General features: G+C 37.1%; 21 protein-coding genes and 1 pseudogene. 14 read left to right on the top strand and 8 right to left on the bottom strand.

The window, feature by feature from the left end; all coding sequences use genetic code 11:
• The first annotated feature begins 97 nt into the window (after window positions 1-97).
• Window positions 98-781, top strand: coding sequence for a cell division ATP-binding protein FtsE (locus VLB74_RS08005; RefSeq protein WP_325202932.1), 684 nt, complete (start codon window positions 98-100; stop codon window positions 779-781).
• Here VLB74_RS08005 and VLB74_RS08000 read toward each other — a convergent pair.
• Entirely contained in the window at window positions 778-1,902 is a 1,125-nt protein-coding gene (locus VLB74_RS08000) for a glycosyltransferase family protein (RefSeq protein WP_325202931.1), read from the bottom strand. The two genes, VLB74_RS08005 and VLB74_RS08000, sit on opposite strands and share 4 nt — an antisense overlap.
• 66 nt (window positions 1,903-1,968) lie before the next feature.
• Between VLB74_RS08000 and VLB74_RS07995 the strand changes: the two genes are divergently transcribed.
• Window positions 1,969-2,832, top strand: coding sequence for a hypothetical protein (locus tag VLB74_RS07995; protein ID WP_325202930.1), 864 nt, complete (start codon window positions 1,969-1,971; stop codon window positions 2,830-2,832).
• Between the two features lie 2 nt (window positions 2,833-2,834).
• Entirely contained in the window at window positions 2,835-3,773 is a 939-nt protein-coding gene (locus tag VLB74_RS07990; protein ID WP_325202929.1) for a glycosyltransferase family 2 protein, read from the top strand.
• Here VLB74_RS07990 and VLB74_RS07985 read toward each other — a convergent pair.
• Both VLB74_RS07985 and VLB74_RS07980 read right to left on the bottom strand, forming a co-directional pair.
• Complete coding sequence (locus VLB74_RS07985; RefSeq protein WP_325202928.1) at window positions 3,757-4,158, bottom strand: sugar 3,4-ketoisomerase; 402 nt, start codon at window positions 4,156-4,158, stop codon at window positions 3,757-3,759. The two genes, VLB74_RS07990 and VLB74_RS07985, sit on opposite strands and share 17 nt — an antisense overlap.
• A gap of 1 nt (window position 4,159) precedes the next feature.
• Window positions 4,160-5,263, bottom strand: a complete 1,104-nt coding sequence (locus VLB74_RS07980; RefSeq protein ID WP_325202927.1) for a glycosyltransferase — start codon at window positions 5,261-5,263, stop codon at window positions 4,160-4,162.
• 46 nt (window positions 5,264-5,309) lie between these two features.
• On the opposite strand from VLB74_RS07980, the gene VLB74_RS07975 reads away from it, so the two are divergent.
• On the top strand, window positions 5,310-6,197 hold the full coding sequence (locus VLB74_RS07975; protein ID WP_325202926.1) for a glycosyltransferase: 888 nt from the start codon (window positions 5,310-5,312) through the stop codon (window positions 6,195-6,197).
• A gap of 74 nt (window positions 6,198-6,271) precedes the next feature.
• Here VLB74_RS07975 and VLB74_RS07970 read toward each other — a convergent pair whose 3' ends face one another.
• From VLB74_RS07970 to VLB74_RS07960, 3 genes are read right to left on the bottom strand one after another with little or no spacing between them, the layout of a single operon-like run.
• On the bottom strand, window positions 6,272-7,549 hold the full coding sequence (locus VLB74_RS07970; RefSeq protein ID WP_325202925.1) for an O-antigen translocase: 1,278 nt from the start codon (window positions 7,547-7,549) through the stop codon (window positions 6,272-6,274).
• 1 nt (window position 7,550) lies between these two features.
• Complete coding sequence (locus VLB74_RS07965) at window positions 7,551-8,630, bottom strand: DegT/DnrJ/EryC1/StrS family aminotransferase (RefSeq protein ID WP_325202924.1); 1,080 nt, start codon at window positions 8,628-8,630, stop codon at window positions 7,551-7,553.
• A gap of 1 nt (window position 8,631) precedes the next feature.
• Complete coding sequence (locus VLB74_RS07960; protein ID WP_325202923.1) at window positions 8,632-9,597, bottom strand: GNAT family N-acetyltransferase; 966 nt, start codon at window positions 9,595-9,597, stop codon at window positions 8,632-8,634.
• A 119-nt stretch (window positions 9,598-9,716) separates the two neighbouring features.
• Here VLB74_RS07960 and VLB74_RS07955 point away from each other — a divergent pair, with 119 nt between their 5' ends.
• The gene (locus VLB74_RS07955; RefSeq protein WP_325202922.1) at window positions 9,717-11,537 is read left to right on the top strand and encodes a T9SS type B sorting domain-containing protein; all 1,821 of its coding nucleotides are present in this window, start codon (window positions 9,717-9,719) and stop codon (window positions 11,535-11,537) included.
• On the opposite strand, the gene VLB74_RS07950 is transcribed toward VLB74_RS07955, so the two are convergent.
• Together VLB74_RS07950 and VLB74_RS07945 are read right to left on the bottom strand one after the other, a co-directional pair.
• Entirely contained in the window at window positions 11,534-12,136 is a 603-nt protein-coding gene (locus VLB74_RS07950) for a trimeric intracellular cation channel family protein (protein ID WP_325202921.1), read from the bottom strand. The two genes, VLB74_RS07955 and VLB74_RS07950, sit on opposite strands and share 4 nt — an antisense overlap.
• Window positions 12,137-12,138: 2 nt before the next feature.
• Complete coding sequence (locus tag VLB74_RS07945; RefSeq protein ID WP_325202920.1) at window positions 12,139-12,882, bottom strand: RDD family protein; 744 nt, start codon at window positions 12,880-12,882, stop codon at window positions 12,139-12,141.
• 21 nt (window positions 12,883-12,903) lie between these two features.
• Here VLB74_RS07945 and VLB74_RS07940 point away from each other — a divergent pair, with 21 nt between their 5' ends.
• The 9 genes and pseudogenes from VLB74_RS07940 to VLB74_RS07900 form a co-directional block, all read left to right on the top strand.
• Entirely contained in the window at window positions 12,904-13,884 is a 981-nt protein-coding gene (locus tag VLB74_RS07940; protein ID WP_325202919.1) for a stage II sporulation protein M, read from the top strand.
• Window positions 13,868-14,818: a DUF4013 domain-containing protein gene (locus VLB74_RS07935; RefSeq protein WP_325202918.1), complete on the top strand. Its 951-nt coding sequence runs from the start codon at window positions 13,868-13,870 to the stop codon at window positions 14,816-14,818. The genes VLB74_RS07940 and VLB74_RS07935 overlap by 17 nt, the downstream gene beginning before the upstream one ends.
• On the top strand, window positions 14,811-15,539 hold the full coding sequence (locus VLB74_RS07930; RefSeq protein WP_325202917.1) for a DUF4129 domain-containing protein: 729 nt from the start codon (window positions 14,811-14,813) through the stop codon (window positions 15,537-15,539). Before VLB74_RS07935 ends, VLB74_RS07930 begins: the two co-directional genes overlap by 8 nt.
• Window positions 15,540-16,730 carry a DUF4350 domain-containing protein gene (locus VLB74_RS07925; RefSeq protein WP_325202916.1) on the top strand — a complete coding sequence of 397 codons (1,191 nt, stop codon included), beginning with the start codon at window positions 15,540-15,542 and terminating at the stop codon, window positions 16,728-16,730.
• A 1-nt stretch (window position 16,731) separates the two neighbouring features.
• Window positions 16,732-17,796, top strand: coding sequence for an AAA family ATPase (locus VLB74_RS07920; protein WP_325202915.1), 1,065 nt, complete (start codon window positions 16,732-16,734; stop codon window positions 17,794-17,796).
• A complete protein-coding gene (locus VLB74_RS07915; protein WP_325202914.1) occupies window positions 17,796-19,127 on the top strand; it encodes a DUF58 domain-containing protein in 1,332 nt (443 codons plus the stop codon). Before VLB74_RS07920 ends, VLB74_RS07915 begins: the two co-directional genes overlap by 1 nt.
• A gap of 46 nt (window positions 19,128-19,173) precedes the next feature.
• Window positions 19,174-19,962, top strand: a complete 789-nt coding sequence (locus tag VLB74_RS07910; protein ID WP_325202913.1) for a TrmH family RNA methyltransferase — start codon at window positions 19,174-19,176, stop codon at window positions 19,960-19,962.
• 91 nt (window positions 19,963-20,053) lie between these two features.
• Window positions 20,054-21,595 carry a serine hydrolase gene (locus tag VLB74_RS07905; protein ID WP_325202912.1) on the top strand — a complete coding sequence of 514 codons (1,542 nt, stop codon included), beginning with the start codon at window positions 20,054-20,056 and terminating at the stop codon, window positions 21,593-21,595.
• 373 nt (window positions 21,596-21,968) lie between these two features.
• A pseudogene (locus VLB74_RS07900) lies at window positions 21,969-23,866 on the top strand (hypothetical protein); the annotation flags it as partial.

The following is a 23,866-nucleotide window of genomic DNA, read 5'->3' as shown; positions in this document are numbered from 1 at the left end:
CTTTTCCCTTCTTTTAGAATAAGTCAAATATTTTTCACACGTTTTTTTGATTAAATTCGTTCTACTTATTACTTTTACAAAAATTAAATCACGCGACATGTCACAAACGATACTTTCCCTTAAAGATGTTACCATTTATCAAGAGCACAATGCCATTCTGGCCAATGTGAACCTTGACGTTAAACACGGTGAGTTTCTCTATGTAATTGGGAAAACCGGTTCGGGGAAGAGTAGTTTTATGAAGACATTATATGCCGATTTACCACTTACGGAAGGCAACGGAACCATCGTTGACTATGATTTAAATTCTTTAAAAGAAGATGATATCCCGTATTTAAGACGTAAACTGGGTATTGTTTTTCAGGATTTCAAATTATTGCCGGACCGAAATGTTCACGATAATCTTGAATTTGTCTTAAGAGCTACCGGATGGAGCGAAAAAGAAGAAATTCAGGTTAAAATTGAAGAAGTATTGGACAAAGTAGGCATGAAATCCATGACTTCAAAAATGCCGCACCAACTTTCCGGAGGGGAACAACAGCGTGTTGCCATTGCCCGCGCCCTTCTTAATGATCCTGAATTGATTTTAGCCGACGAACCAACAGGAAATCTGGATCCGCAAACAAGCGTGGAAGTAATGGAAGTACTGAAAAAAATCAACCAAAACGGAAAAACCATTATCATGGCAACGCACGATTATGCGCTAATCATGAAATATCCTTCCAAAACATTGAAATGTGAGGACAAAACGTTGTTTGAGGTAGTTCAGAGAACCATTTAATCATTCCCGAAAATAGCTTTCATTAGTTGATTTGCATTTTGCAGATCGTTTAATCGTGATTCCAGGATTTCTTTTCTGGCATCCGATACTTCATAAGGTCTTGTGAAAAGCGATTTAATGGTTTCCATGAGTTGTTGTTCATCAGACACTTTTTCACATAATTGCTCTACCTTTTCATCATCGATGATGTTATCGTTGATCACACAAAACCGTGAATTGAAAAGGGAGTTTATCAATTTCAGTTTGGTACCTGATTTTTGAAACGACCAGCAAATATTTATGTGAGCCTCTTTAAACAGCTCTAACAACTGACTATGATTGGTCAGTTTTATGAATTCGATATTAAGCGAAGAACCTATTTGATTACGGACAAATTCTTCATTCGAACCCGCCGCAATGACCAGATTGTATTCTGGATTTTTTTCAAAAACTGAAATTAAAAAAACGACTGCTTTTCTATTATCCGACGTATTAAGATCGCCATGATAGAAGGCGTATTGTCCGAAACCATTTAAATTCGCAATAGTGGCATTTCCGTGAAAAACCGGAATATATTCCGCATTATGAAACTTTTTGTTGCAATAGTCGTTTTCAAATTCTGAAAGTGTGAATACCTTTTCAAATTCAGCTAGAACCGATTCATACTTCCTGTACTTACTACTCTCCCTATACATCGCCATTTTTTTTAGGAAACTTTCTTCGCTATTAGCTATCCCGTTGTAATAATTGTGTTCGATATTATGCTGACGAAGGAATTTTTTATGATCCAGAAGTCGGATATCCCTAACAAGACAGGTTGTTTTCAATCCTTCAAATAATACCGGAGCATTTGTCTTTACAATATTTTCAACCAATTTAGGATTACTCCTTGAAATCACCGAAAACGGCATCCTGTTAAAAAAGTGAAATGGATTGCGGGTACTTTCATAAAAATAAATCGACTTGCAGTATTTTTTCAGTTCCTCGAATTCGGTCGGTATTTCCTTTACAAAACAATGGAGATGGATTATGCATCCAACTTCATGCAACGCTTTGATTTTATAAAAAACATCAACCACACCTCCGTAATTCGGTGGATACGGATTATCAAAACTGATAATATTTAACTCGGTTTGTCTCATTTGAATCCAAAAGTACTATTTTTACATTTATGATTTCTAATTTACTTATTTCGTAACGGACGCCGAATGATAAAAGGGTACATCAAACAAACTCTGAAAAAATATTTTTATGCCTTTTGGCTGAAGGACAAATTCTCTCCTGCAACTCAAATTGGCCAGATTCAGCTTATTCATTCTTATAAAGACAGAATGAAATCTGGAAATTTACCGGATTTCAACGATACTGGTTTCAAGGTTTTTTCCCAATTCGAGGAAGACGGAAAACTGCTGTACCTTTTTTCAGTAATCGGAATGGGGAACAAACGATTCGTAGACATAGGTGCCGATGACGGAATCAACAGCAATTGCGCCAATTTTGCCATTAATTTCGGCTGGTCCGGACTTTTCATTGATGCCGACAATAAAGCGTTGTCCATCGGCAAAAAATTCTATTCGAAATACCCTAATCCGTGGACATATAAACCTAAATTCATTCATTCCATAGTAACCGATAAAAACATCAATGATATTATTGCTGCTGAAAAATTCACCGGTGAAATAGAGTTATTATCGATAGATATTGACAGTAATGATTACTGGATCTGGAAAGCCCTGGACGTGGTGGAACCTAAAGTAGTAATCATTGAAAGTCAGGTTGCCTTCGGAAATCAGAACCTGATTGTTCCCTACCAGCATAACAGCGATAAAAATCCAAACAACGATTTGTATTACGGCGCTTCAACCCATGCATTGGTTACATTAGGCAAAGAAAAAAATTACCGTTTGGTAGGATCGAATGCTTATGGAAATAATTTATTCTTTGTTAAGAACGGAGTTGCTGAAAAAGAGCTCCCTGAAATTGATGCCAACAATACGCTTAACAGCCCTTATGTAAAAGAAAAAGAACTGTTGTTTAAAAAAATTAGCCATTTGGAATTTCTAAAAGCCTGATTATGCCTTTGATTTCAGTGATTATTCCGCTTTACAACAAAGACTTCAGCATCGGGAGAACTTTGGAATCCGTTTTGCGCCAAACCTTTACTGATTTTGAAATCATAATTGTAAACGATGGCTCAACAGATAAAAGTGTTGAAAAAGTACTGGAATTTTCAGACTCACGAATTCACTTGTTTCACCAGAAAAATGAAGGAGCCGCTTCTGCACGGAATTCAGGTATTAGCAAAGCTTCAGGCAGTCTAATCGCTTTTTTAGATGGAGATGATGTATGGTTTGAGAACCATATGGAAAAACTGGCAAAACTATATACTGACTTCCCAGATTGCGGATTATACTGCAGCCGCTATCTGATGAAAATTTCAAAAAACAACATCATAGCGATTTCATACAAAGACAGTGTTCAGGACAATTACAGAGGAATTTTGCCCGATTACTTTGCGTCCAGTATGAAATTCAGGGTTGGTCTGACTTCTGCTTTAGCGATTCCCAAAACTATTCTGAATACTGATATGCTTTTTAATCCGGAAGTAAGCAGCGGACAGGATTTGGAACTGTTTACTAAAATTGCCATTAAACATCATGTTGCGATTACTGGAACGTATACGTTGGAATATAACTTTTCATTGGAAAACCAATTATCCAAAACACCTATTACAAGAAAAAAACTTATGGATTTCAGTCAGTTTTCTGAAGCTGAAAAGAATAATAAATCCTTAAAAAACTTTTTGGACCTCTACCGCGTTGAGTATGCATTGCATTATCATATGTTTGGTGATACTCATAAGAGTCAGTTCTACCTTAAAGAAGTCGATAAAGAGAATATTGGTTTTAAAACCCGATTACTTTTTCATTTACCTGGTCTTTTCTTGAGAACCCTCTTAAAAATCAAACGTGTATTAAATAAAGTAGGGATTAATTTTACTGTGTATCATTAATGTAGTTTAGAAACTCCTTGTATTCCCTGATATAGTCAGCTTCTTCAAATTGAGCTGAAGCTACTACCAGGCAAACAGAACCAGAAGAAAAATTCTTTATTTCACGCCATATACCTGGATTTATGAGCAGTCCTTCGTTTGGTTTATTTAAAGTAATTACCCTCTCTTCTTTCCCATTTTTAAGAATTAAATCAAAGCTACCGCTCAAAGCCACCAAAAATTGCTTCAGTTTTTTATGAGCGTGTCCCCCTCGCTCGGCACCACTGGGAACATCATATAAATAATAAACTCTTTTGATATCAAACGGAATCGTGTCACCTTCAATTACAGAAAGGTTTCCTCGGCGCTCTTCAATTTTAGGAAGGGAAATCAGTTCTATGTTCATATTACGAAAGTACTTCAATTTTCATCAAATCCAACCATTGTTTTCCGATTTTGTCAGTCGAGAACCTTTCAACTGAAGGAACTGTCTGTTTTTTACAGTTTTGGTACAAATCCGGTTCGCTCACAAATCGATTCATTTTTATTTTCAGATCGTCAAAATCCTGATTGTCCACCAATAACCCATTCGATTCATTTACAATCACTTCGTTCGGTCCTGAAATGCCATCGAAAGCCACAACCGGAGTCCCGCAGGCCATTGATTCGGTAACCGACATCGGAAAACCTTCATATTTACTGCAAACAATCAAAAACAATGCATTTTTCAGATACGGGTAAGGGTTTTGTTTGAATCCTAAAAAATGGATTTTCGGGTTATTATTGGCCAATTGCTCTGCTTCTGTTCTTTTCTCTCCTTCCCCGATCAAAACCAGATGTATGTTTTTCTGAGGAAGTTGAGATTCGAGGTAAGTCGTAACCAACCGATCAAATTGTTTTACGTTTTTATGATCAAATCTTCCCATTCCGATCACGTATTGAAATTCGAATGGAATTCTTTCTTCAGCTTTTTCACGAACTTCTAATTCATTTATTGGATTATAGATCCGAAGCGTGTTGCCGAAACCATACGTTTCATCCACTTTGCTTTTTATAGCATCCGATACGCAAACTACGGCATACTTCTTTTTAAAGATAAGATTGGCTAAAAATTTATTTTCCGGAATATAGGTGGCTGTATTTCCGCTGTGTACCGTGTATATTGTTTTCATTTTATAAACCCAATTAGCCATCAGCACTTCCTGAAAAGGCTTGATCCGGTAACGAAAATCTATGATAAAGTCGAATTTTTCCTTCTGAAGATATTTTTTTAAAAACAACATCAGATGCAACTTCCCGAAAATACCTTTGTGCTGCTCCTTCATTTTTCCGATATTCACCAGGGTTCCGGAATAAGGATATTCTACATCATCTACCAACACGATATTGTGAACATCAATCCCCTGAGTGCCAAAATAAACCGACAGCGATGACATTACGCGCTCGAGTCCGCCACTGCTTAACGTGTAGCCGATAAGGGCTATTTTATGGTTCCTTTTTGGAATATTCATGCACTAATGTGTATTTTAGCAACTAATATAAAGTTTTATTCAGGACATGCAAAATTCTCCGTTGGTAAGTATCCTTTGTTTAAGTTACAATCACGCCCAATTTGTGGAAGAATCCCTGAATTCGGTACTTTCCCAGACCTATAAAAACATTGAATTGTTAATTGCAGACGACTGTAGCTCAGACAATTCAAAGGTTGTTATAGAAAATTGGCTGAAAAACCATCCTGAAGTCATTTTTATTTCCAATCCGACAAACATCGGCAACACGAAAACCTTCAATAAACTACTTGCATTGTCCAAAGGTGAGTACATTATTGATTTGGCAGCCGATGATGTTTTGCTTCCTGACTGCATTGAAAAACAGCTGCGCGCATTTGAAAATTCAAAATTGGAAAATGTCGGCATAGTTTACGGGAATGCGGAAATCATTTCGGAAAATAACGAGCATTTAAAGTATTATTACGAAACAGGAGATAAAGGAAAAATCACCCATTTACCGCCGAGTGGTGACATTTATCTTTCTGTTTTAGGTCAGCACCACAAAATATGTTCTGTTTCTTCGATAGTAAAACGGGAAGTTTATGAAAAATTGGGCGGATACGACGAAAGCCTTGCCTATGAAGACCTTGATTTGTGGATAAGAGCCTCAAGAGTTTACAGTTTTGAATTCGTCCCGGAGGTGCTGATTCAAAAACGGGAACTTTCTACCTCTCTGGGATCACAGTTTTTCGTAAAAAACAATGCGCGAACCCGAAAATTAAACCGGTCTACTTATACTATCATCCGAAAAGCACTGCGCCAAAACATTTCGAAAGCAGAAAACCGGGCCTTATTAAAGCGTATCCATTTTGAAACGGCTAAAGTTTTTAAAGCGTATGATTTTTCGCTTTTAGCGAAATATGTAATACTGGAATTAAAAATAAGATTCTTGTAAAAACAAAAAAAGAGTTGATAAGTCCTCCTTTAGTTTAAAATAATTAGCATATTTTCTCAATACACTCAATCTTATCATTTTTTTGTTAAATTTCCGTAAGAAAATACAAATACAATAAAATAGATAAAGTAAGAGAATGCATGTGCCATTACTACTCCTTCAATCCCAAATTGTTTAACCAAACAAAGAGATGAAAAATATAATGTACTAAGCGAAATTATTTCGGTTACTATAAAAAATTTGGTCATTTTATGTGCTAAAAGCTGATACCCAAATATCAAAGAAGTTGCTTTCAAAAAATCACCAATCAATTGCCAAAAAAACAATTCTTCAATTGGTTTAAAATCGGAGGTAAAAAGAATTTGAATGACCAGACTACGAAGAGAATACAACACAATAAGTACAATTAGGAAAGGCGGAAGGACATTTTTAAAATAGCTCAAAAAAATAACACCTGTTTCCTTCGAATTTTTAGCTAATGTTAATCTTGGCAAAAAATAAATTGATAGTAAGGTAGTTATAAACATCATATAATAAGTCGAAATTCTACTGATTGCTTCCCAATATCCAGCCTGCTCTGTGCCCAAATTTGTTATTACATTATTTCTGATTGCTAAAAAAACTATTGGCCCCAAAACTCCCGAAGTTAAAGCCATTAAAGTATAAGACGATAAATTCCTTATGATCGAAGAATCAAACCATTTCAGTGATAAGTATTTGAAAAACTGAATTTCAGAATTTATATAATAATAAGACACAAAAAAAAGTACTGAAGGAGAAATAACCACCGCCAATAAAGCACCAACAGTATCCATTTGCCAAATTAATGCTACGGAAATTATCAAACTAATGATGTTTCCGAAAATAGAAATGTAAATCACTTTCGAAAACTTTCCCAATCCATTAATAATAGCAACAAATATAAAATTAGTAACATACCAAGGTAGGCTAATAGCAAGTGCTTTAAAAACAAACCCATAATCGTTATCCGAACCAAAAATTATTGAATTCAAATATGATGATAAAAAAAACAGACAAATACTGACTACAATCGCTAAACCAAATAAAGTTATAAATACTGTCGAAATAATTTTTTTAAGTCCAGCTTCATCTCTTTCATTTTCAGCAACATATTTCACAGTCCCATTCTGAAAACCCAAAACTGAAATTGTTTCTACCGTCGAAATAAAATTACGAAGATTTCCCACCAGTGCCATTCCTCCTGGGCCCACAAAAATTGCAATAACCTTTGATGTAACTAATCCAATTGCAATTTTAATAAGCACGCTGATGCCATTCAGAGAACTTACCCTAAAAAGTGGTTTATCAATAATATCTTTTATAAACCTCAAATTAATATCCGTTTAAGATTTTTACGACATAACCAATTTCATCCTCCGTTAAGACCGAACTCATAGGTAAACTCACTACTTCCTCGTGTATTTTTTCAGTAATTGGGAAAGACAAATGATGGAATTCCTTCATGGCTTTTTGCCTGTGTGGCGCCACCGGATAATGAATCATGGTCTGAATGCCATTTTCCGACAAATACCGTTGCAATTCGTCCCTTTTTGCAGTTCGTATAACAAACAAATGAAATACATGGTTATCCGATCCGTCATAAAAAGGCAAGGTGATTTTATCATTATTTATTTCCGACAAATAACGTTGGGCAACAGCTCTTCTTTTTTCATTTTCGCTAGTCAAATGAGGTAATTTCAAGCGTAAAAATCCGGCCTGAAGTTCGTCCAGTCGGGAATTAAATCCCAAATAATCGTTATAGTATTTTGTTTCCGAACCGTAATTTGAAAACGACTTAATGGTTTTTGCCAGTTTTTCATCGTTGGTCACCACGGCACCCGCATCGCCCAAAGCGCCAAGATTTTTACCCGGATAGAAACTAAACGCTCTGGTGTGACTTCCTTTAAATGGCAATCCGTGTCCTTGCGCTGCATCTTCAACTATCAGTAAATCATATTTGTAACCGATTTCCATAATTTCATCCATCGGAGCAAGCTGCCCGTACAAATGAACAATCAACATCCCTTTTGTCTTTTCAGAGATTTTGGCTTCAATCTGTTTCGGATCGATATTGTATGTTCTTTCGTCCGGCTCAACAAAAACAGGCACCAGACCCGCATGAATAATTCCTATAATTGATGCTATATACGTATTTGCCGGAACAATGATTTCGTCTCCTTCCTGAAGATTCCCCATTTCTATGTAGGCTTTGAACGCCAAAATTATAGCATCCAGTCCGTTTCCTACGCCAATACAATATTTCGAACCGCAATAGGCCGCAAATTCTTCTTCAAAAGCTTTTACCTCATCGCCCAAAATATACCAGCCTCTCTCCAAAAAGCTGTTCAGTTTTTCCTGAAAAGCAGCTTCAAAAGGTTCGTTTATCGTTTTTATATCTAAGAATTTTATCATATTAAATAATTAATCCTGAATAATTTTTAGTCGCAATCCGAATAAAACTCTGTACCGAAGTTCGAGCCCCGAAACTTTCCTTCCAATAGGCCAGGCCTTCATTTAAAACACGTCCGTTTTCTTCGGAAGCACTTCCGAAACTGACATATTTTTTATCGGAGTACTTTCGGATGATATAATCAAATAAAACATCTAACGCAGCGGTATCGGTCCTGTCTTCTGCACCTGAACTATATTGAAAATGAGCTGCGGTATCAGTTAAGAACATGACAACGCCTGCTTTCAGTTCGTTATTCTGATACGCATTGAAAAGTTTGATGTTTTTAGGAAAAAGTAATGCCAGTTTCTCAATTTCTTCCAACGAATGTACCGGTTTTACCCCAAAACGGTTTTCAAGATTCGGAGTCAGTATGTTGCTCCAGAAATCTTTATAGTTTTTATCTTCCCTAACTTCAATGTTGAGATTTTCAGCCAAGGCCAATGCCCTTTTCCGATTGCGGTTGGGCTTGTATTTTTCGTTGTTGTCGATCACCAGATAGACATCGGAACGATAGATTTCCGCATTTGCCAAAAACGAAACATAATCGATTTCTTCGGCAATGGTTTGATTATAAATTTTAGGTAGCATTTTCAGGTTCAGCACATCGATCCCGTTTTCATTCAAAAAATGTAAAACCGACTGAAAAACCGAAACATACTCTTTGATTCGAATATTTTTTTTAATCACAAGTCCGCCGTAGCTCAACCCCTGATGCGAATAAACTTCGTTTTTTGTTTTATTGGCCGGAAGAACAGCAATAAGCTTGTCGTCGGAAAAAACAAGAAGTGAAAAGTCTTCAAAACGGTCGGAGTGATACCCCATGAAATCCCTGTGAAAAAGAAATGTTGCATTTTTGGCCTGATTTATAAAATCATTCCAGAGTCCATAATCGGCTTTCTTATATTTTTGTACAGTATACTTTTCCACCAAACCTTGATAAACTCCCGAAAAGTAGTAATTTTTCTTCAGATTAAACCAATCTTTTTTACGGAACCAATCACACGCTGTAAAAAATAATTACTAATTTTAACCAAAATCTATTTACAGTGAAGTCCAGATTACTTCTTTTTTGCAGCGTCCTTTTTTTACTTTTTCCCGGAATTTCTTTCGGACAGAATGTTGCGCTTTATGACCAATTCTTTGGAAGGTATGATTTTACTTTTTTTGGAAATACACTCAATCCGAATGAAAACACCCAATATTTTCCGGATCACATTTTAACCTCATCATCAGCCGATTTAAGTTTGAGCTCGGGAAGCGTAATCGAGAAAGCCTATCTCTACTGGGCGGGATGTGGTCCAGGAGATTTCAACATTAAACTCAATAATATCGACATTTCGGCACAGCGTACTTTTTCAACTTTTCAGGCTAGTGCTGGCCCTGAGAAAATATTTTTTGCAGCATTTTATGACATCACAAATATTGTCACTTCACAAGGAAACACAACATATACGGTCTCTGAATTGGATGTTAACGATCAAATATCGGATTATTGGGATAATGCAACCCATTTTGCAGGATGGGCCGTTCTTGTAGTATACAAAAACAACAGCCTACCTTTAAATGTTGTAAATGTATATGATGGTTTAGAAAGTTTATCAACAACTCCTTTAGGAGAAGTGGGAGAACTTACCATTACTATTGACAATTTAAATGTAATTGATGATGTCGGTTCAAAAATTGGGTTTATTGCTTGGGAAGGTGATCGGGGAATTCCTGCCCCAGGTACAAATATTATTGAAAGTTTGAGTATAAATGGGATTACAGTTGGAAACCCTCCATTAAATCCTCCAAACAATGCTTTTAATGGAACTAATAGTGTTACAGGTGCCGAAAACCTTTACAATATGGATTTAGATATTTATAACATTCAAAATTTTATAAATATAGGCGATGATAGCGCTACGATTCAACTTGCTACTGGTCAGGATTATGTAATGATAAATACGATTGTAACCAAATTAAACAGCCAGTTGCCTGATGCCACAGTTACTATCGAACAGGCTGAAGGCGAATGCAACTCCAGAAACATTACAGTCAATTACACAGTTTCCAACTTTAATGCCACTGATTTTTTACCTGCCGGAACGCCAATTTCCATTTATGCCAACGGAACGCTTATCGGCACCAATCAGACTCCAAATGATATTCAGATTGGCGACAGTGAGTACTTTTATCAAACCGTAACCGTTCCCAACGGAATTCCTCTTAATTTTACATTGGAAATAATTGTAGACCAACCAGGTGTTGTAACGGAATTGGTTGAAAACAACAATAATAATACCATGGAAGTAATCCTGGCAGCAGGGCCAACTCCAAATCCGCTACCTGATTTGATTTCCTGCAACAGGGGACGTACTGAAGGATTATTCGATTTTTCAGCCTATGAAAATTTGGTAACATCCGATCCTAACAGCACAGTAACATTTCACGAATCGCAACTCGAGGCCAATGCAGGGATTAACCCGATTGCGGATCCATCCAATTATCTTGCGACTTCAACTCCCAAGACAATTTATGTTCGCATTGACGGCCCGGAATGTTTTACAACGACATCATTTCTGTTAACAGTTAAACCCTGCCCTCCTATTGTGTACAATGCCGTTTCTGTAAATGGAGACGGAATGAATGACACTTTTCACATCGAAGGATTATATGATGTTTTCGTCAACTTCGAACTTACCGTATACAACCGCTGGGGAAGAGAAGTCTGGAAAGGAAATAACAACACCCCGGAATGGAATGGTTACATAAAAGACGGTGTTGGCGGTAATCAGGCTCCCGACGGAACATATTTTTATATTTTATACCTAAACGACAAGGACTACCCGAAACCGCTAAACGGCTATTTGTACCTGAACCACTAATTTTTTTCTACCGCCGGCAACGACCAATGAAAGATTACGGCCATTAAACGGATGGCGATTATCAGTAAAGAAGTCGCTAAATAAATTAGTTCTTCGGGAAATTCAATCCTTTTGAGGAAAAAGAAGAACACGCCGCCGATTATACAGATAGTCGCATAGATTTCTTTGTGGAAAATCACCGGAATCTCATTACACAAAATATCCCGGGTTACCCCTCCAAAACAAGCTGTCATCGTTCCTAAAGCAATACAGATAACTGGATGAAGATCTACTTCCAGTCCTTTTTCCAAACCAATTAACGTAAAAACACCCAACCCGATGGTATCAAATAAAAACAGTGAAGTACTGAAACGATCCAGTTTTTTTCTGAAAAGCATCGCAAGAACAAATCCTAAAATAATGATGTAAACATAATTTAGATTCAACATCCAGCCTACGGGAGTCCTTCCGATAAGCACATCACGTAAAGTTCCGCCGCCAACCGCAGTAACAAAAGCTATAATGAAAACCCCAAAAGGGTCCATTCTCTTGTTCATCGCGGTTAGTGCGCCTGATACGGCAAAGGCCATGGTTCCTAAAATATCCAGTACTTCAAACATTTTTACATATTTCGGGTGAAGTAATTGTAATCTTTCAATACAGTTCGCATAAAATCGGAATCATTCCCCGACTGACTTTTAATTCCCGTAACCGATTCAATCTTTTCGCGGAGTTTATAAATCAATTTAAAGTCACCGGTTTTTAGTGCCGATTCAAAAGTTTCCTTGATAATTCGGGCATCGTTATCCGAAAGTTTGATCACCAGCGGATAAGTCGGCACATAATCATCGTCTATTTCCTGAAGAATGGTGTGATTGATATTGATGTTATTTTTTAGTGTAATCACTGCCGTTCCTGCCGCCATATCTCCCAAACGCTGGTTTTTACTGCTTACGGAAATTGCAATCAGACCAATAATTCCGCTTCCGATACTGATTTCAACCAATCGGAAGAGCCAGCGCATCAGGTAATCTCCAAAACCCGCTTGATAGCCATCGAGTTTAATCACCTTGATTTTCATTATCTTTTTTCCGAAGGTCTGCCCTTCCATCAGGGTTTCCTGCACCAACGAATAAAAAATAACAGGCAATCCGAAAAGCATTATTACAGCCGTAACCGACCATTGATCGGCATTTTCCATAAACTCATTCAGCCCAATCAAATAGAAAAAAACATAGTAAACAACTATTCCGTAAGCTACTTTTATCACAGTATCAAGTAACTGCGCTGCAATTCGGTCGCCAACAGAAGCTGCCTGAAAATTTATATTCACATTTTGCGTGGTGGTTATTGATAATTCTGACATATTTTATATTTTAGCTTTTTTATGAGAGAAGTAGCGTTTATAAAACAAAATAAAGAAAAATGGCTTGAATTTGAGCAGGCTATTTTTGGCAAAGCTAAAAAAAATCCGGATGAATTGGCTAGTCTGTACATTCATTTAGTGAATGATTTGTCTTATGCCCAAACTTACTATCCTAAAAGCAAAACGGTAGTCTATCTTAACCACCTTGCCTCTCGGGTTTACCAGAAAATCTATAAAACCAAACGGGAAGAAACAAACCGCGTGATCCATTTTTTCAAAACTGAAGTTCCATTGTTGGTTTATGAATACAGAAGGTATGTTTTGTATGCTTTCCTTCTTTTTTTCCTTTGTACCGGAATCGGAGTAATTTCTGCGCACAATGATGCCACTTTCGTAAGACTGATCATGGGAGACGGTTATGTAAACATGACCCTTGAAAACATCGAAAAAGGGAATCCGGTCGCCGTTTACAAAAGCGGTAGCGGTTGGGGCAGTTTTATCGGAATTACGCTTAATAACCTTATTGTTGGGGCAAAATTCTATGTTTATGGTATTTTCATCGGTATCGGAACCTTTTTGGCCTTGCTCCAGAATTCCATTATGTTGGGATCATTCCAGTATTTTTTCTATCATGAAAACGTATTTTGGGAAAGCGTTCGCGGAATTTGGATTCACGGAGCCATGGAAATTTTCGCAATGGTTATCGAAGCCGGATGCGGATTCATTTTGGGCGCCAGCATACTTTTCCCTAAAACCTTTTCGCGCATGAATTCCTTTAAAACAGGATTTAAGGACAGCCTGAAAATATTCTTAAGTACGATGCCTTTTACTGTCGCGGCCGGTTTTCTGGAAGGTTTCATCACCCGTTACTCCATTGATATGCCCCGGGCCTTAAACATTATTATCATTTTGGGCACATTATCCTTAATTACTTATTATTTTTTAGTGTATCCTTATATTGTTAACCGAAAAACATCTAAAAATCATGTTCCAACTCTTTAAAAAAAGAAACTTCAGCGAATTAGTTGGGGATACCTTTACGTTTTTTAAAATGCACGGTAAACATTACTACCGAAACTATTTTATTGTAAACGGTGGTTTTTTACTGGTTCTGTTGGTACTGGTTTACTTTATCATGAAAGTGTTTTTCGAAGGAATGTTCTCCAATTCAGGTGAAATGAACGCCGTGGGCAACAATTTTGACGCCTACATTAATGATAACCTGACTCTAATCATTACATTGGGAATTATTACAGCCATCTGCATTCTTTTCTTGAGCCTGTTAAGCTACGCTTTCCCTGTTGCTTACCTGAAACTCCTTGAAAAAAAACCAGATTTTGAAACCCGTGAAATAGTTAACATAATTAAAAGCAAAGTCGGGAAAATAATTATCTTTTTTATTACATCCCTTTTTGTTTTTATTCCGATTATGCTGATTGTCTTTGGATTAAGTTTTGTCTTGGTCTTCCTTCTTATCGGTATTCCGTTACTGATGATTGTGATACCTGCCATGATGAGTTGGTATTCGTTGAGTTTTTACGATTACATCAGCACCGAAAAAGGTTATTTTGAATCATTGGGCACCGGTTTTACTCTTCTTAAGCAAAAATTCTGGCCAACAGTAGGTTCAACTGCCGTTATGTACCTTATTATGCAGATCGTGGTTGGTTTTATAGCCATGATTCCGTACATGATTGGTATTTTTTCGTTTATTACTGCAATAGAAACCCAAAATCCGACTGGTCCGGGAACAGAACAACTTTCTTTCTTAATGATTATGATGGGACTTACCATGATTTTATCCATTTTAGTGAATTTCATCTTCCAGAACTTTATTTTGGTAAATCAGGGCATCATCTATTATAGCCTTCGTGAAGAAAACGAGAACAATATGCAAAAAAGTGAAATTGATTTGATTGGAACCCAAAGTGAATAAACTACTTTTTTACATATTATTTTTCATATCTGTAACTGTTTTTTCGCAAACGGAAAAAACTACAGTTCCGCCTACCCACGGACTAAAAAACCACAAAATTACGCCGGTTCATTTCAGGGAAAATTTTCAGCGTGATTATACTTCAGAGGAATTTCAGTACGAACCGTTAGTAAAAGACACTTCCCGTTGGGATAACTTTAAAGCCTGGCTGCAATATTGGTTAGACCGGATTTTTTCCTTTGGTGATGCCGAAGGAAATGCAACATTTTTTGAAATTGTGGTTAAGGTATTAGCCTTTCTAATCGTTCTTTTTGTGGTTTACCTCATCGTGAAAGCCATTATCAACAAAGAAGGAGTCTGGATTTTTGGAAAATCATCCAAAAAGAAAATCAGTACGTCAGAGAGTTACGAAGAAGACATCCATTCAATCGATTTCAAAACCATCATCGAAAAAAGCAAAGCGGCGAACAACCACCGCCTTTCCATTCGTTATTATTATTTGTGGCTATTGAAAAAAATGTCGGATAACGGCGTAATCGAATGGGATATTGAAAAAACCAATTCCGATTATCTCTACGAAATAAAACGCGATTCGTTAAAAGAAGATTTCCAATACCTTTCCTACATCTATGATTACAGTTGGTATGGTGAATTCCGCGTGGACGATACATTGTTCGAAAAAGCCGAAAAAGCTTTCGTTAAAACCATTAATTCCATCTAAATGAACAGGACACTCAAAATATACATTGCGTTTTTTGTTCTGATTGTTATCGGAATTATAGTGATTGACGCCAATCGTTCAAAACCTATTGACTGGACACCTTCCTATGCTACAAAAGACAAAATACCGTTTGGCCTTTTCGTACTGGATAATGAAATCGACAGTTTATTGCCTAACCATAAAGTTGAGCGGTTTCAAAGCACCGTATACGAGTTTTTAGACCCAAAATACAGTTATGACGACTCTACGTACACCGTAAAAGGTTCTCTCTTATTCATTTCACAAAACAACGAATTTGACCAATCGTCACTCGATGAACTTTTATGGTTTGTAGAACAAGGAAATACTGCTTTTTTAAGCATGACCAATTTTCCTGAAACACTTATGGATACGCTGAAAACGGATTTCGGAAACCAGTATTCATTAACAGACAGCCTGTATTTCAATCTCAACAATGCTGTTTTCAGACAGCAGAAATACGTATTCAAAAAAGGAGCGAGCCTTTCCTATTTCAATAAAACCGATTCACTCAACGCAACAGTTTTGGGACATCAGGAAATCGATACTGCCAGACATGCGAATTTTTTAAAAGTCCCTTTTGGCAAAGGAAATTTTTACCTGCACACCCAACCGGCCGCCTTTTCAAATTACTATTTGCTGAACAAAAAGAACAGCGACTATTGTGCCAACATTTTATCTTACCTGCCAAAAGGAAAAGTGTTCTGGCAGTCTAAAGGATATGGTAACGAAGAAATTTCAGGTTCTCCCCTGCGCTATATCACAAGTCAGCCGGCTTTAAAATGGGCATGGTATTTATTTTTAATCGGAATGCTGACGTTCATAATCTTCAATGCTAAAAGAAGACAACGCGTTATTCCTATAAAAGTACCATTGCAGAACACCACAGTAGATTTTACCAAAACAATAGGAAATTTATACCTGCAGGAAGGAAATCATTATGTAATCATCGATAAAAAAATCATCTATTTCCTCGAAAAAATACGTACCGATTATCTGCTTGACACGTTCAATTTAGACGAAACATTTATTAACCGACTTCACCAGAAAACCGGAAAAGACAAATCGGATATTGAAAATGTTGTACAACTGATAAAAAAACACCGAAACAATCTGGACAGTACCGAAAAAGACGTAATCGAAATTAGCAAAGCAATAGAAAAAATAAAGTAATATGGATACTTTCGAAAATAATCACACCCCGTTAACCGAAACTTCAAACAATGAATTTTCAGGTGAAACCACACAAACAACATCTTCAGGTGAGAATGTAAACTTTCAGACCCGAATCAATCTGGCGCCGTTGTTACAGAGCGTGAATGAAATTAAAGCCGAATTAAGTTCGGTTATCGTAGGGCAGCAAAAAATGATTGACCAATTATTGGTTGCCGTTTTATCCAATGGTCACGTACTTTTAGAAGGTGTTCCCGGAGTGGCAAAAACCATTACGGCCAAATTGCTTTCCAAAACATTGGCCCTGGATTTCAGCCGAATTCAGTTTACACCCGATTTAATGCCTTCGGATATCATTGGAACCTCTGTTTTTGATTTGTCGAAATCGGAATTTCAATTCAAAAAAGGACCGGTTTTCTCCAACTTCATTCTTATTGATGAGATTAACCGTGCTCCTGCCAAAACACAAGCCGCGCTGTTTGAAGTAATGGAAGAACGCCAGATTACTGTAGACGGTCAGGCCTATAAAATGGATGCTCCGTTTTTGGTCATCGCAACGCAAAACCCTATTGAACAGGAAGGAACGTACCGTCTACCGGAAGCGCAATTAGACCGTTTCCTGTTTAAAATCAGCATCGACTATCCTAATCTTGAAGAGGAAATCAATATCCTTCAAAAAGAAAACGCCTTACAGGATAGAAACAAACTGGATAACATCCGTCAGATTCTTTCCAAATCCGAAATCGGAAACTACCAAAGTCTGATAAAACAAATCATGATTGAAAGCCATTTGGTGGAATACATTGCCAAAATAGTGATGAATACAAGAGAAAACGCTTTCCTTTATTTAGGCGCTTCCCCTCGTGCTTCCATCGCGATTTTAAATGCAGCCAAAGGTTTTGCAGCGTTGCGCGGACGTGATTTCGTAACTCCGGAAGACATCAAGGATGCAGCAGTTCCTGTATTACAACATCGTGTAATGGTTACGCCAGAACGTGAAATGGAAGGCATCACTTCCACAGAAATTATCCGCCAGATTATTGATACCGTAGAAATTCCGCGCTAATGCAGTTTTTTAAAAAATTATACCTGAACAATCTGTTTTTCTATGTGCTTTTGGGCATCATGGCCAGTTTTGTTTTGGCTTATTTTTTCCCGAGTCTTTACAAAGTCTGCCTGCTGCTTTTGTTTTTACTGATGGCTTTTTCAGGGCTGGACATTGTATTGCTTTTCGCAAGTCGTCAATACATAAAAGCATCGAGAAAAGCACCGGAAAAATTTTCCAACGGAGATGAAAATGGTGTTACAATCAAACTGAGAAGCCATTACTCTTTCCCTGTTTTTGTTAAAGTAATCGATGAAATTCCGTTTCAGTTTCAGATGCGTAATTTTGAAATTGACCGAAAATTGGGCGCTAATGAAAAAGATCAGTTCGATTATCATTTACGTCCGACGGAACGTGGAGAATATTTCTTCGGAAACCTTAACGTCTATATTTCCTCGCCGTTGCGCTTGATTTCCAGACGTTTCACCTTTGACAACAATCAGATGGTGCCTACTTATCCGTCTTACATTCAGTTACGAAAATACGATCTGATGGCTTTTTCCAACAATCTGTTGCAATACGGACTGAAGCGAATCCGCCGAATCGGACATACAATGGAATTTGAACAGATCAAAGAATACGTTCAAGGCGACGATATACGGACCTTAAACTGGAAGGCCACAGCGAAACGAAATCAACTGATGGTGAATCAGTTTCAGGATGAAAAATCGCAAACGGTCTATATGATTATCGATAAAGGCCGCGTGATGAAAATGCCTTTTAACGGATTGAGTCTGCTGGATTACGCTATCAATGCTAGTTTGGTTTTATCCAACGTCATCCTGAAAAAAGGTGATAAAGCCGGACTGTTTTCATTCTCCAAAAAAGTAGAAAACCGTGTCATTGCCGAGCGTCGTCAATCGCAAATGAATCTGATTCTGGAAAACCTGTACAATATCAAAACAAATTTCTTCGAAAGCGATTACAGTCGTTTGTATGTGGATGTTAAGAAAAATATCAACCATCGAAGCCTGATTATTTTGTATACTAATTTTGAAACCGTCGATGGATTGCACCGACAACTTCCCTATCTGAAAGGAATTGCAAAAAACCATTTGTTGGTTGTCGTTTTCTTTAACAACACCGAATTGAACGACCTGATTCACAAAAAAGCGGTTACCATTCAGGATGTCTACGACCAGACGATTGCTGAAAAATTTGCCTTCGAGAAACGACTGATCGTGAACGAACTGAAGAAATACGGTATCTATTCGGTTCTGACCCAACCGGAGAACCTGACTTTGGATACCATCAATAAATACCTGGAAATTAAAGCGAGGGGAATTTTGTAAGATGTTCGGAATATCTCCTTAATTTTGTCCCTTCATCTGTATCAAAATGAAACAAATCGCTTCCGTTCAGAATCCGTATATAAAATCCCTGGTACAACTTCAGGAAAAAACCAAAACCCGCAAACAGACAGGAACATTTCTGATTGAAGGCCAACGAGAAATAATGTTGGCGCAAAAAGGCGGTTATGAACTGGAAACGATATTGTTTTTACCCGATTTGATTTCTGAAAACGAAATAAAACAACTGACACGGCAAAAAGTCGAACTGATTGAAATTTCAAAAGAGGTTTACCAAAAGCTGGCTTATCGCGATACTACGGAAGGTATTCTTGCCATTGCCAAAACCAAATCTTTGCAGTTATCCGATTTAAAATTATCCGAAAACCCGTTGATTTTAGTTGCAGAAGCTACGGAAAAGCCGGGAAACATCGGCGCACTTTTACGAACAGCAGACGCTGCTAACCTGGATGCTGTAATCATTGCCAATCCGAAAAGCGATATGTATAACCCGAATGTGGTTCGCTCGAGCGTAGGATGCCTATTTACACGTCAGATTGCTGTGGGTTCAACCGATGACGTTATCGCCTATCTGAAAGAGAAGGACATTGCCATTTATTGCGCTACGTTACAGGATTCAACTTATTATCACACACAAGATTACTCCACTCCTTCCGCATTGGTTGTAGGCACGGAAGCCACAGGTTTAACCGAAGCCTGGAGAAACGCGAGCACTAAAAACATTATCATCCCGATGCAGGGTGAAATCGATTCGATGAATGTTTCGGTTGCGGCTGCGATATTGATTTTCGAAGCGAAAAGACAGAGGGGATTTTAAGGAGGAGAGAATAGAGAATAAAAAAAGAAGCAAGAGACAAGAATCAAGAGAAGAAGGCAGAATTCAAATATAGAATTTTAAAAAACAGGAAATGAAATATAAATTATCTTTAGTAGTGCTATTCATTGGTATTAGCATGTCGGCTCAAATGTCAACCACCCAAGTTGATGAATTGGTGGAAAAAAGCATGAAGGCATTTAATGTGCCCGGAATAGCAGTTGCCATCGTTAAAGACGGAAAAGTAGTCCACTCAAAAGGATACGGAGTGCGGTCCATCATCACCAAACAAAAAGTGGATGAAAACACCTTATTCGGTATCGCCTCTAACAGTAAAGCATTTACGGCTTCGGCTTTAGCCATTTTAGTGGATGAAAAAAAACTGAACTGGGACGATAAAGTCATCAAATACATTCCCGATTTCAAGATGTACGACGAGTACGTGACCAAGGAATTCACTATCAGAGACTTGCTAACACACCGCAGCGGACTAGGAATGGGCGCCGGCGATTTAATGCTTTGGCCTGAAGGAAGTGATTTTACCGCAACCGACATCATTCATAATTTACGCTATCTGAAACCAGTATCGGGCTTCCGAACTAAATTTGACTACGATAACTTACTGTACGTTGTTGCTGGGGAAATCATTCAGAAAGTATCCGGAAAATCATGGCCTGAATTTGTGGAAAACCGCATCATGCTTCCACTACAAATGGAAAAAAGCAAAGGAAACTGGCACCGAATCCCCGATACCACTAATGTAGTTACACCTCATGTGCCGTTAAAAGGTAAACTGGGCATCACCAAACAAAGCAAAAATTCCGTAATGGATGCCGCGGGAGGAATATTCTCTAACATTTCCGATATGAGCAAATGGGTACTGCTGCAATTGAACAAAGGAAAATACGGTCCAGAAAACAAGGCGCTTTTCAGTGAAGCACAACAAAACGAGATGTGGGCAGCACAGACCATAATCCCTTCAAACACAACACCACCTTATAATACCCACTTCAGTGCTTACGGACTGGGATGGTTCTTAAATGACGCAAAGGGTTATAAGCAAATTTCACATACCGGAGGCCTTGAAGGAATGGTAACCCAGGTGACCCTGATCCCGGAACTGAATTTAGGTATCGTGGTTTTAACCAATCAGCAGTCCGGAGCAGCTTTTTCGGCCATTACCAACACTATCAAAAACACCTATATGGACATCCCATACAAGGATTATGTGGAAATGTACAGCAAACGTTCACAGGAAGCCACTGCAAACGCCGACAAATCAACGGAGGAAGTCTGGACAACCGTGACAAACAACAAAACCAGTCAAAAAACAAACCTTGATAAAATTGTCGGAACCTATAACGACAATTGGTTGGGCGAAATCACTATCAGTGAGAAAAAAGGAAAATACTATTTCGCTTCAAAACGATCACCCAATTTATCCGGAGAGGTTTTCTTTTACAAAGACACCACTTTTGCCGTAAAATGGTTTAACCGAAAAATGGAAGCCGACGCTTTTATAACCGCGACCTACGACACTACCGGAAAAGCCATCAATATCAAAATGAAACCGATTTCTGAACTAACTGATTTCAGTTATGATTTTCAGGATTTGGATATTAACCGGATCAAATAAGTATTAAAGCGTTCAAAAAGAACGCTTTTTTTTATTTAAAAAGCCAACCTGTTTTTAAATATATAATTGATTAAATTTTAGAGTTAGTTTTTGTAGTTGAGAGCTTTATTAATGGGGAAGTTCATGATAACTGGGAGTTATGTATTTATAACTTAAGATATAATAAAAAAACTTTTTAAGGCTTTTTTTGTTATAAATCTAATAATGAAAAACTAAGAGAAATTATTTCGTATTTTTTTTACATTTACGTACATTTTTTAGTGGAAGCAAAAAAAATTGAATAATTGAATAATTAAAAAAATAATATAACACTGTTGCCCTAAACACTTGAATCTTCCATTAAGCAATAAAAAGTTAGCTAAAATTCTGTACCATGCCCCTAGATTTAATTAAATATATGACTCTTAATCTAATACCGAAATACTCCCTGACAATACTACTCTTAAATAGTATTTTTGCTTTCAGTCAAAATAACAATGATACTTTAAGAAATAAAATTGGAATAGATTATTTAAAATTAAATGATCTTGGTATTACTGACGAAACAAAAATCAATACTTCTTCGGAAATTAAAAATTATAAATCTGAAAAAATATTGAATTCAAGGAATGAGTCTTTATACCATAAATTACAAGCTGAAACCAATAGGACAAATCCAATTGACACTGATTCTGATGGTATATCCAATGATTTAGATATCGATGATGACAATGACGGGATTCTTGATACTAATGAATCAACTGTAATAGTTAATTTGGATAATAACATTTTTTTAAATGGATCACTGGAAGGGATTTCCAGTATTACTTTTAATCCTCCTTATTCATGGCAAGGCGTGCCCTTTAACAGCCCAATATGTCAAGCTAGTTACCCTGGCGGTGCAACCGCAGATATTTTAACTATTAACGGGCCCATGGCATCAGGAGGTGTTTTCGGAGTTCCTCAAGAAGGAAGGACATTCGTTTCGGGTTTGCACTCCTATTACCCTATAACTCTTCCGAATTACCCAAATCCTACTTTATGGCATGAAGGAATTGAACAAGTTGTAAACTTAACATCAAATCAGACATATATTTTAGGTTTTTATCAGGCCGATGTTCAAATGTACAATAATCTTGATGGTACCGGAACATGGAAAGTATTCCTAAATGATACGGAAATCTTTCAGTCAAATTTAACCATCCCGAATTCTGCATATGATAATCCTAATCTTACTTGGGAAGAACAAATATTCACATTTACTACCAACGTTACTGGGCCAAACAAAATTTCTTTTTTGCCTTTTGACAATGATTCTAATATTACCCAGCCTGATGGTATACGCATTGGTATTGATAATATTCGCTTAACATCCCCGCAAGTAATTTTCTTTGACAACGATAATGATGGTGTCTTTAATCATCTTGATTTAGATAGCGATAATGATGGGATTAGTGATTTATTTGAAAGTGGCTTGAACGCTTTAATTTTGGATCCGGACAATGACGGAGTAATAAATCAATCACAATTTGCAGATACAAACAGTAATGGATTAGCAGACGCAGTGGAAAGTATTTATGGTCAAAATAATGGTATAATTCCAAATAATACTCAACAAGATAATGATACAATAGCTGACTATGTAGATTTAGACAGTGATGGAGATACAATACCTGATGCTATAGAAGCGCAATTAACTACAAATTATGCGTCAAACTTTCCAAATGACGGAAATGTTACTGATGATGACAGTGACAGTGATGGTATAATTGATATTTATGACACAAGAGCTGGTCATGGCGGAAATTTCAACTATCCACAAAATTCAGATAATTCAGATAGCCCAGACTACATTGATATTGACAGTGACAACGACAACATATTTGATATTATTGAAGTTGGCCATTATAATCTTGACACAAATAATGATGGTACATCTGACAATTCATCAGGAACAAACGGAATTGATAATACTCTTGAAAGTTTTGATAATTATAATGATCCTGATTTCCAAATAAATAATCCAGCTCTATTACCTGATCAGGATTCAGATGTTTTTTCGGGAGGAGATGTTGATTATCGTGATTCAGACATTACAGTTGGTTTAGTTTCAAATGGTCCTGTTTGTATCGGTAATAACGTAACTTTTAATATATCCACGGCAATTCCGAATGCAACTATAACTTATAACATAAACAATGGTGTATCCCAAAGTGCATTTTTAGATTCAAATGGAGATAGTACTGTATCGATTTTAAATCCATCTCAGAATTTAACTTTTAATATTATCAA

It is taken from the genome of Flavobacterium sp. (assembly GCF_035456225.1).
Taxonomy (GTDB): Bacteria; Bacteroidota; Bacteroidia; order Flavobacteriales; family Flavobacteriaceae; genus Flavobacterium.
This window is presented reverse-complemented; position numbering and strand designations above follow the sequence as displayed.

Bases quoted from the DNA above. Each gene is read 5' to 3' on its own strand.
- VLB74_RS07915 (WP_325202914.1), top strand. From the start codon at position 17,796: ATGCAGTTTTTTAAAAAATTATACCTGAACAATCTGTTTTTCTATGTG.
- VLB74_RS07940 (WP_325202919.1), top strand. From the start codon at position 12,904: ATGAGAGAAGTAGCGTTTATAAAACAAAATAAAGAAAAATGGCTTGAA.
- VLB74_RS07980 (WP_325202927.1), bottom strand. From the start codon at position 5,263: ATGAATATTCCAAAAAGGAACCATAAAATAGCCCTTATCGGCTACACG.
- VLB74_RS07990 (WP_325202929.1), top strand. From the start codon at position 2,835: ATGCCTTTGATTTCAGTGATTATTCCGCTTTACAACAAAGACTTCAGC.
- VLB74_RS08005 (WP_325202932.1), top strand. From the start codon at position 98: ATGTCACAAACGATACTTTCCCTTAAAGATGTTACCATTTATCAAGAG.
- VLB74_RS07920 (WP_325202915.1), top strand. From the start codon at position 16,732: ATGGATACTTTCGAAAATAATCACACCCCGTTAACCGAAACTTCAAAC.
- VLB74_RS07945 (WP_325202920.1), bottom strand. From the start codon at position 12,882: ATGTCAGAATTATCAATAACCACCACGCAAAATGTGAATATAAATTTT.
- VLB74_RS07975 (WP_325202926.1), top strand. From the start codon at position 5,310: ATGCAAAATTCTCCGTTGGTAAGTATCCTTTGTTTAAGTTACAATCAC.
- VLB74_RS08000 (WP_325202931.1), bottom strand. From the start codon at position 1,902: ATGAGACAAACCGAGTTAAATATTATCAGTTTTGATAATCCGTATCCA.
- VLB74_RS07985 (WP_325202928.1), bottom strand. From the start codon at position 4,158: ATGAACATAGAACTGATTTCCCTTCCTAAAATTGAAGAGCGCCGAGGA.
- VLB74_RS07995 (WP_325202930.1), top strand. From the start codon at position 1,969: ATGATAAAAGGGTACATCAAACAAACTCTGAAAAAATATTTTTATGCC.
- VLB74_RS07905 (WP_325202912.1), top strand. From the start codon at position 20,054: ATGAAATATAAATTATCTTTAGTAGTGCTATTCATTGGTATTAGCATG.
- VLB74_RS07935 (WP_325202918.1), top strand. From the start codon at position 13,868: ATGTTCCAACTCTTTAAAAAAAGAAACTTCAGCGAATTAGTTGGGGAT.
- VLB74_RS07950 (WP_325202921.1), bottom strand. From the start codon at position 12,136: ATGTTTGAAGTACTGGATATTTTAGGAACCATGGCCTTTGCCGTATCA.
- VLB74_RS07910 (WP_325202913.1), top strand. From the start codon at position 19,174: ATGAAACAAATCGCTTCCGTTCAGAATCCGTATATAAAATCCCTGGTA.
- VLB74_RS07965 (WP_325202924.1), bottom strand. From the start codon at position 8,630: ATGATAAAATTCTTAGATATAAAAACGATAAACGAACCTTTTGAAGCT.
- VLB74_RS07925 (WP_325202916.1), top strand. From the start codon at position 15,540: ATGAACAGGACACTCAAAATATACATTGCGTTTTTTGTTCTGATTGTT.